7 protein-coding genes are annotated in these 6746 nt (G+C 42.8%); 1 reads left to right on the top strand and 6 read right to left on the bottom strand.

The window, feature by feature from the left end; all coding sequences use genetic code 11:
* The coding region (locus D6D85_RS03075) for a glycosyltransferase (protein WP_133308286.1) at positions 1–384 on the top strand (384 nt) is incomplete at its 5' end.
* 86 nt (positions 385–470) lie between these two features.
* Here the strand turns inward: D6D85_RS03075 and D6D85_RS03070 are convergent.
* The 6 genes from D6D85_RS03070 to D6D85_RS16040 form a co-directional block, all read right to left on the bottom strand.
* Positions 471–1433, bottom strand: coding sequence for a glycosyltransferase (locus D6D85_RS03070; RefSeq protein WP_125670611.1), 963 nt, complete (start codon positions 1431–1433; stop codon positions 471–473).
* Between the two features lie 77 nt (positions 1434–1510).
* A complete protein-coding gene (locus D6D85_RS03065) occupies positions 1511–2563 on the bottom strand; it encodes a glycosyltransferase family 2 protein (protein WP_125670610.1) in 1053 nt (350 codons plus the stop codon).
* Positions 2564–2576: 13 nt separating this feature from the next.
* Entirely contained in the window at positions 2577–3152 is a 576-nt protein-coding gene (locus D6D85_RS03060) for a glycosyltransferase family protein (RefSeq protein ID WP_161969659.1), read from the bottom strand.
* Between the two features lie 104 nt (positions 3153–3256).
* Positions 3257–3592 (bottom strand): hypothetical protein, encoded by a 336-nt coding sequence (locus D6D85_RS03055; protein ID WP_125670608.1) that lies wholly within the window; start codon positions 3590–3592, stop codon positions 3257–3259.
* A 181-nt stretch (positions 3593–3773) separates the two neighbouring features.
* Positions 3774–5906, bottom strand: a complete 2133-nt coding sequence (locus D6D85_RS03050; protein WP_125670607.1) for a hypothetical protein — start codon at positions 5904–5906, stop codon at positions 3774–3776.
* The coding region (locus D6D85_RS16040) for a hypothetical protein (protein WP_161969658.1) at positions 5896–6746 on the bottom strand (851 nt) is incomplete at its 5' end. The genes D6D85_RS03050 and D6D85_RS16040, both read right to left, overlap by 11 nt.

Here is a 6746-nt window from a genome sequence, read left to right as displayed (position 1 = left end):
TCCAGTAACATCGAGGCAGATGCTGATGTTGTTATAATTTCGAATGCTCAAAGAGATATAATAAATAAAACCATGGATTCATCTAGAGCATTTCTGCATTCCACTGTAAACGAGCACTGGGGAATAGCTGTGGCTGAGGCGATGGCAAGAGGACTACCTGCTGTTGTTCATAAATCCGGTGGAACGTGGACCGATCTTGCCGAAGAAGGTACTGCTGGACTGGGATATGATGACCTAGATGAGGCTATAGATGCTTTAGCAAGACTTATCACGGATAAGGAGACATGGAACCACTACTCAAGTGAAGGCATAAAGCGGGTTAGAGAGCTGACTCTAGATAGCTTTACCAAAAAGCTAGACAGCCTGATTAGAAGAATCTTATGATTTCACTGTGTTGTCTTATCTGCAGGAAGGAAAAAGTATGTGCCGTATAATTTATATGAAAAGTAAGAAATGTACACAAATTTATACTATCTTTTTCTTGCAAGTCTCCAAGCAAGCGGATTCAAAAACGTCAAGAAAATCCCCAAAGTGATTACCAACCCTATGGGCGCTACATGAATATATCTATTTACACTTTTATGCCATATAACTCCAATTATCAGCAACAATACAAAAATTAGGCCCAAAGCAGGGCACAGAGGCAGGAACATAAGGGAGAACAAAATCGCGCTGTAGTAAGCATATCTCCTGTAGAGCGAGCGATCCCAGAGTCCATCTATCAACAAAAGAAATAGTGATCTAGACTGATGTACGAATTTGCTAGCAATTACTTCATGATATTTAATAGTATGAAGATGAAGACATCTTTTATCTCTATGTATTTTTATCTTAAAGCCCAGCTTCTTTATCATTTGCTGGAGCCATAGATCGTCAGTTCTAGTATAACGCTCGTCGAATCCTCCTATTTTCTCCAGAAGATCCCTCCTGATCAGGGTGCATCCAAGCGATAAATCTATATCTATGGGGAGGCTGCTTTTCCACAGATCCTCCTCCCTGTAAGCATAAGGAATGCAGGACAGCACCACGCTGTCATCCTCTCTCAGATCCGCGACTAGAATCTTTAAGGCATCGGATGGAGGAAGCACATCGCTGTCCAACCAGAATATCAAAGAAGATTTTGTATGCCTGAAAGCCAGATTTCTAACACGAGGTATATTAAATCCGAGGTGCTTTACCCTTTCTATGAGAATCTCCTTATATTCGCTGTGATGCCTCTCGTAAAAGTTCTTCAGGATATTCGGAGTTTCATCTGTTGACTCATCATCCACAAAAATCAATCTAATTTTATTTTTTGGATAGTCTAGATTATAAAGTGCATCTAAAACCCTCGGCAATACTTTTGCCCTGTTTCTCACTGGGATGCATACATCCACATCCGGATACTCCGAGATTCCGTTGCTCTGGCTGACGGGCTTTTCAGAGGCACTCATGAAGACCACCTCCGATAATAACTACGGTTTCAGAAGATTTAAACATAGCCAGAAAACAACAAGGTCCTAGAAGCATTTCAGCTCACCAAATTCCCGCCGATTCTCAAGTTTGTTTCAGTAACTTCCGTGTTCTGCAATAATGTAGATAACTTCCTGCCTATTTCAGCAGTAAACTTCCGCCTAAGCCCCATCAATTTAATAAGATCCTCAAGGCTCAGTCTAATCACGGGCGCTTTGTACAAATCCAGCCTGTAATCCTCCAGAAGAGGTCTCAGGCGTAAGAAATCGCTTATTGCCCTGCTAATAGGTCTAAAAGCTCGGGGCATCGAATCTCTTAGTGCAAAAGCTGGTATCAGTCCTTTATACCTACTATTTACCATGGAGCCCAGTAAGAGCGCATTTCTTAAGGACAAATAGGCTCTTAAAGGGCCTGCTTTACCAAATGATGTACTCTGTCTATGTTTTCCGGAAATTACTGGATAAAATTTGCATTTCCAGCCATGATTCCACAGTTGCAGACCTAAAACATTGTCATCAAAGTAGCCGAAGCCGAAGTCAAAGAACAGCTTCTCCTTTCCATGCCATACATCTAGAACTGCTTTTACCCTGTAAACCGCGAATGCCCCGCTGGGATATGTGATTGCCAAAGGTTTGTTTATGCCTATTGGACTTCTACCCCTGAACAATGGATGGGATGCCAGCACTTCATCCATCATCATACCAGCCCTATCAATTAATCCATTAAAATCTAATATAATTCCCTGAGCTCCCCCAACATCTTCCTCGTTCTCCATGAGCTCAACTAGCTCCTCAAGGCTATTCTGAAATGGTATTGCATCATTATTTATTAAAACAACATACTTGCTGTCCTTATCTCTAGCCCTGAATCCCGCATTGTTTCCACCGGTAAAGCCCAAATTCTTATTCAACCTTATCAGCTTGAAGTTGTTCCTCTCGGCAAGCTCCCTTATTACAGCGAAGCTTCCATCGGTGGATCCATTGTCCACCACTATAACTTCGTAATTTGGATAGTCTAAATTTGCAATTTCCTTAAGGGAATCGGTTACTATATTAATAAAGTTCATTGAATTATAATTTACCCAGAGAATCGATGCCTTAGGAAAGGCCATGCTATCAACTCTCTCATGCTATTTTCTTCTGCACTGTTTCCACATCTATTTTAAAGCCTATCGTCTCCTCTAAGATTGTCTTAACTCTATGATCCAGTGTATGTGCCCTGTAGCATTCTTCCTGTCCCTTTCTGGCCATCTCCTCCCTCTCGGCATCGTTTGTAAGGTAGTAATCTATTAACTCTATTAACTCCTCAAAGGAGGAGTAAAAAGCTAGATGCTCCCTGTTCTTGAATATGTCGGCGACTTCCTCCCTATAATCGGTTAGCAGCGGTCTACCGCATCCAAGTACCTCAAAAACTCTCCAGTTGAGTTCTTTAGATCTTGAGATATCGAGAACTAACTTAGAGCTGTTATAAAGAGCGACCATATCGTGTTGCCATGCATTTCCAATGAAAACCTTCTTTGAAGCTAACTCCCCGATGCTGAGGAGAAGCTTCCTTCTCTCCCTGCCTATTCTACTTTTAGGAGATGGTATATGGCCCACAAATGCTAGGTCATATCTGAGGGGTTGATTGATGCGCCTGTGAAGGTAAGGATCGCATGCATAAGGAAGCCAGCAAACCTTTGTCCTGTTAAACCTGTGCATATATTGCTTGTGTGCACAGAAAACCACGTCGTAATTGAGAACTCCAGCCAAGACTTGTGCATAGTAATCGCTTGGATGAATGCAATCCTGCGACCAGTACGCCTTTACCGCATTCTTAAAGGGATTGAAATCGATGTTAACTCTAATGGATCCAGCACGAAGATAAGATCTATGAGATTTGGATCTGGCAGTTGCCAGTGAGTGAATTTTAGCTTTCTTTTTCCCAGTCTGAAAATCCTAGAGGATATTGATAGCCCTCTTCCTCCGAAAAACCTGTTGAGAGCCTTTCCAGAGTAGTTTATGAGTTTTACTCTCGAAAGATCTTTATTATTCATTGTATATATGAACGTATTTACATATTTGGCAAAGATTCTTGCAATGGGCCACTGCTCAGGCATCATAACCAATAGAACCCATGGAGATTCCTTGTATGTTTCCATCTACCTCCAGCGAAGAATCAGAATAAAAATATTTTTCTAACTTTCTGGATACTGTCTTTAAGAATATACCATAACCATATGCCTCCGATCTTCTACTGTTTCCTCATGTGTGTTTTTTATCTCCCAGCTGGAGGAACATCAATACATTCAGAAGGCCCAGAAATATGTTAAAAGGACCCCACTAAAGGTGATTATAGCTTCTTTCCTCAGATTTTGAATTTCTTTGCCTTATTTCCAGCACTACAAGTAGGGATACTGCTATTATAGAAAATATCGTTATCGCTGAGCCGTAATAGAAGAACACATGAGGCCTGAACTCTACTTTCACCTCGAAACAGCCGGAGTCATTTATAAGCCATGCATTTGAATATCCATATCCTATGAAGTGCGTATAGATCCTGCCGGAGCTGCTGGCTGACCAGCCATCGTCATAGGTTTCCAAGAAAACGAGAAAGAAGGGACCCGTTGAGTTCACCTTAACCCTGTACTCAACTGGGCTTACATAAGTCCAGCTTATGTTCACCTTAGAGCTGAATTCAACATTCTTTGAGAACGGACTTTGGCCCTCAAGCACAAAAAGAGATGAGTTTTTAGCGTTCAGAAAAGCAAATCTTTTGTCCTCCTTGAGCACTGTTAAGGAATTTGTCGGGTAGATGAGTGGCAGGGAGTTCTCCACCTCATAAATTTTGATAGAGCCTATCTCCTTCCTGAGCTTGAGCCCCTCAACAGGGAATGAATCACTAGTGCTGTCTGCAGAATCTATTACCACATATTTTATTCCTAGAAACCTTAATGCATTGATATTACCATCATAAAATGAGTCTATAATTCCGGAGATCTGGCTCCTAGCATAATCGGGCAGAGTGGTGGCAGCAAAGGCATTGCGCGAATTTACTATTGAGGGCATGAACGGATCCAAGTAGAACACGTTTTCGGTTACGCAGTGGGGAGGATGCCAGCTGTATATGGTCAGATACCCGGATTCATAGAAAACCCTGGCAGTAATATTCACCTTTTCAAGATAGTTCAAAGCATCAATGTAATATGATGGAATGTTAAGAGGTGTGAAGAAGCCGTTCAGGTCACCGCTAAGCACAGGATAGCCGTAGAAGGAAACTAGTATCAGCATTAAGAATGTAAGTAGAATGCGTGAGATCCTTGAGGCCATTTTCTTGGCAAGAGTGTCAAGGGAGCTTCCAAGCAAGAGGGAAATTGAGAGGAGAAGCAGGGAGTCGAAGTGATGGACCTCCCTGTATATGAAGAAACCAGGAAAGTTCTTGTAGAGAAATCTGTAAAATCCTCCAAGAGGAGGAGAAATGCCCTGAAAAAGAGCAACAGCAACAGAGAGAACGATAAGGGAGAAGGAGTTGAGCTTGTCCTTTCTGAATAAGGATAGAGAGGCAATGAGGATTATTAGAAGACCCAAGAGCTTTATCCTAGGCTCACTGTACAAGTCGAATCTGGACGTAGTCTCAAGTGGATACATGAGAAAGGCCTTTATCACAGAGGACATCTCAGAGATGCCTTTTTGTAGCATTAAAGCATATGCCTCCGCTGTGTAAAACTGCCCTCTTGAGTAGAGCATGAAGTAAAGGCCGGGGACAAGCCACCACGAGTTTATGAAAAATGAGATCATGATATATAGAATTAAAATCTTTATATTATTTGATATCTCCTCAGGATTGTACGCTATCTTAACCAGCATCAGCACAACGAGGCAGAACCCGAGGAATCCTATCTCCACAGGATTCGCCAGTATCATGATAGGCAGGGATGCTATGCTTGTAAGTATCGCAATACTTAGGTTAGAGAATTTTTTATTTTTTAACCATAGATATAAACCCAGAACGATTGGGATGAAGCCAAGCTGGATCAGGAGAGGCATCTGCCCCCAAGAATCCCTAGTTGCCACAGTTGGGTTGAACATAGCGAAGAGAGAGGCCACCAGAGATGCGTATCTTGATCTTCCGCATACCCTTAGGAGGAAGTAGACACCAAGCCCGAGGAAGAAGAAGGAGGCTATTATCACAAGCCTGTTCAAAACCCATACCGGAACTAAAAGCGAGTTGAGGAGGAAGAGGAGGGAGTGATAGGGAAGCCAGTTGAATGAGAGGAGCATGTTGTTTAGGCCTGTGAGGCATCTATGGCACCAGCCGTAGAAAGCAGTGGATGGATGGGTTATTTGAAGGGGGAAGCCGAAGTCCTGAACCTCGATTAGCCCCCCGTTTAGGGTTGACCTCACCGGAATTAGGGAGAGAATGGCTATGATGAATACATCTATGAGGCTTCCTGATCTGCGAATTTTATGGAACATCCTCCCTTCCGGCCTCCCTGATCAAGATGGAGAAGAGGAGGAGCGGAGCTACTGCTATAATCCAAAATAGAATGTATGGCAGCATTATCCTGTCATCAACTAAGTTGAGCTTCCTTCCCTCAGCTCTTAACCCTGTTATCCTGATCAATTTGTAGTTATCAGAGGCAATTATCTCGAAGTCGATGTTGCCCTCCAGGGACAGATCTGTACCATTTGACGACATGAACAGTGGAAGATTTCTGTCAAATGAGTAAAATGATGAGAATGTGATGTTTCCTGATGCGCTCACTTTGGGCTGTAAGAGCTGAACTACAAACCCGCTTGGGGCAACAAAGTTCAGGGCTATATCGCTTCCATTGAAAGATCTGTTCTGAGGTTCCAGCAGTATCTCCGAGTATCCCGGGAATTTTATCCATATCGCTCCTTCAACTGAGAACTTCTGGCTGAATCCGTCGCCCTCCTTCATTATGGTTGCTGTTGAGGCCTCCAAAGATATTCTCTCTATCTTCTTTATCCTTATGGCACTCACATTCGTGGCATTGATCCTCTGTCCGTTCAGGAATACATTAACTGGAATCCCGGGAAGGGAAACTGTGATATTCCGTATAACTACTGTTGGAGGTCTTGGCAGGGATATAACTCCGGAAACAACGGAATCCGAGGACAAAACAGCCTTTCCCTGGATTTTTGCACCTGCAAATGCGGCACTAGATCCTCTATAAACATATCTCACCTCCTCCTTCGGGAATATATTGCTCAGCCCGATGAACTCATCGAGCGGAAGTTTCTTATCAATCAGACTGTGAACATTCACCACTGTGAGAGTCCCATTCCCTATTT

Origin of the sequence: Candidatus Methanodesulfokora washburnensis (genome assembly GCF_003947435.1) — an archaeon.
GTDB classification, from domain to species: domain Archaea; phylum Korarchaeota; class Korarchaeia; order Korarchaeales; family Korarchaeaceae; genus Methanodesulfokora; species Methanodesulfokora washburnensis.
Note: the sequence above shows the minus strand (reverse complement) of the source record. Positions and strands in the feature narration are given on the sequence as shown.